Annotated in this window: 1 protein-coding gene; it reads left to right on the top strand. The window is 26.9% G+C overall.

Annotation, left to right across the window (positions count from 1 at the left end; translation table 11 throughout):
- The coding region (locus tag ABFX13_RS14460; protein WP_346047211.1) for an IdeS/Mac family cysteine endopeptidase at nt 1-1,924 on the top strand (1,924 nt) is incomplete at its 5' end.
- Nucleotides 1,925-2,193 lie beyond the last annotated feature (269 nt).

The raw sequence follows: 2,193 nt of genomic DNA, 5'->3' as shown, positions 1-2,193 counted from the left end.
AAGAGCAGAATTTGTAAAGTTAGTAAACAAATACTTTGGATTTAATAACAAAGAAGATATAAAATTCTCTGATATAAATACAAATGATTGGTACTATAATGATATCTGCATAGCTAGCAAAGCTGGTTATATAAATGGATATGAAGATAAAACATTTAAGCCAAATAAAACAATAACTCGAGAAGAAGTTGCTAAAATACTTATAAGTATAAAAAATCAACAAGATGTAAACTATGATAAATTAAATAAATATCCTGATAAAAGTAAAGTTTCCAATTGGGCTAAACCATATATTGAAGGATCTATAGAACAAGGATATTTAAAAGGTAACGATTTAGGGTTTCTTAATCCTACAAATAATATAACTAGAGCAGAATCAATAACAGTATTATCAAGAGTAGCAAAAGAAAAGCCTGAAATTAAAGCTGAAACTAAAAATGAACCTCCTGTTATAACTGCAAATGAGAATTTAACACTTGAAGTTGGTCAAAAATTTGATACATCTATGTTAAATGTTAAAGTTTCTGATAAAGAAGATAAAAACTTAGACGTTCAATATGAAGGAAAGGTTAATACTGATTTAGCTGGAGACTACACTATAACTATCACTGCAAAAGACAGTAAAGGATTAACAACTATCAAAAAAGTAACTGTAGTTGTAAAAGAAAAACCTGAAATTAAAACCGAACCTCCTGTTATAACTGCAAAAGATTTAACAATAAAACAAGGTGATAAATTTGAATATAGTATGCTAAATGCCCAAGCCAAAGATATAGAAGGAAAAAATATATCTAAATCTATAATTTACTCAGGGAACGTAAACACTTCTAAATCAGGTGAATACCCTATAACTTTAACTGTTAAAGATGATAAAGGAACAACTAACAGTTTAAAAGTTAAAGTAAATGTTAAATCAATTAATAAATTGCCTATAGATAATCAAAATAAACTTATACTACAAAAAATATTAGATGATAAAACAAGTAATGTTAAATTACATAAAGATGATAAAGGAACAATAGAAAGTTATGATGTTTTTTCAAAAGGAGTTACCCCACCAAGTGATAGTGATTTTACTATCTTAAATTTAGCTGGTTACACAATCCCAATTACTCCATACAAACCAGGAATGGGTTGGTATGATGCTAACAAAGTTTTCCATGGTGCTGGAGATGACTACCTTTGTTCTGGAGCTGCTGCTGCAAACATGTTAAATTGGTGGATGGATCAAAATTCTGATTATATAAATAGATATTTAAATTTACATGGAGAAAATTCAACTTGCATTAATAAAGAATTTGGAATTTCTCAAAATGCAACTATTTCTAACTTTAGAAAAAATCCAGATGATTTATTTAGATATATTACAAAATGTTTTGGAAATCCAAATAAAAAAGGTATACACCCTAGAAGCACTCTATTTTGGTTCTTAAATGGTCATGATTTAAATTATAGATTACCTGAAAATAAAATAGATGATCGTGGTGGATTTTTCCCAGATGTGTTTGATGATTATACTAGTATAACAGGTCAAATAGGATGTTCATATTTTCCAGATCTAAATTATTGTTTATTAGATAATCTATATCATAATAAAGGTATTGGAATATCTTATGACACTCCATTTGGGTCTAGCCATATAGTATCTTTATGGGGAGCCAAATTTGATACAAATGGTAATCTTCTTGGAGTATTTATAACAGATTCAAATGATGGAGACACATTAATTGATAGTAAAAGTGGTAATACTTACGGAATGATATACATGAACGTAGTTAAAGAAGTTAATAGTGGAAGAGCTAGATTAACTAACAAAATTACTCCTAATAGAAACATAGGAGCACCCGTTCTAGACTTATACACACTTGATACAGGTAAATCAATTTGGGAAAATTATTTTAAATCTATAAAAACAAAGAGTTAATATTTCCAAATACAATTATTAGGATATGAATATGAAATCATATCCTAATAATCATATTTTCCTTTTTTTAAATTTTAATTATATACTTCTGAAAAATACTTATATAAAGTAAAAAAATATATACTTTCATTAAAAATTTTTAAACTAATTGTATAATATTACAGAAAATCACAACAACGGAGGCTATTATGCATAAAAAATTAATAAGTTCAATGTTATTAAGTTCTATTTTAATAACACCTATCTATGTTCAAGCTAATCCTAAGCTA

The sequence above is a fragment of the Paraclostridium tenue genome (assembly GCF_039521565.1).
Taxonomy (GTDB): domain Bacteria; phylum Bacillota; class Clostridia; order Peptostreptococcales; family Peptostreptococcaceae; genus Paraclostridium; species Paraclostridium tenue.
The sequence above is the reverse complement of the archived record's forward strand: the minus strand, read 5'-3'. Positions and strand labels throughout refer to the sequence as shown.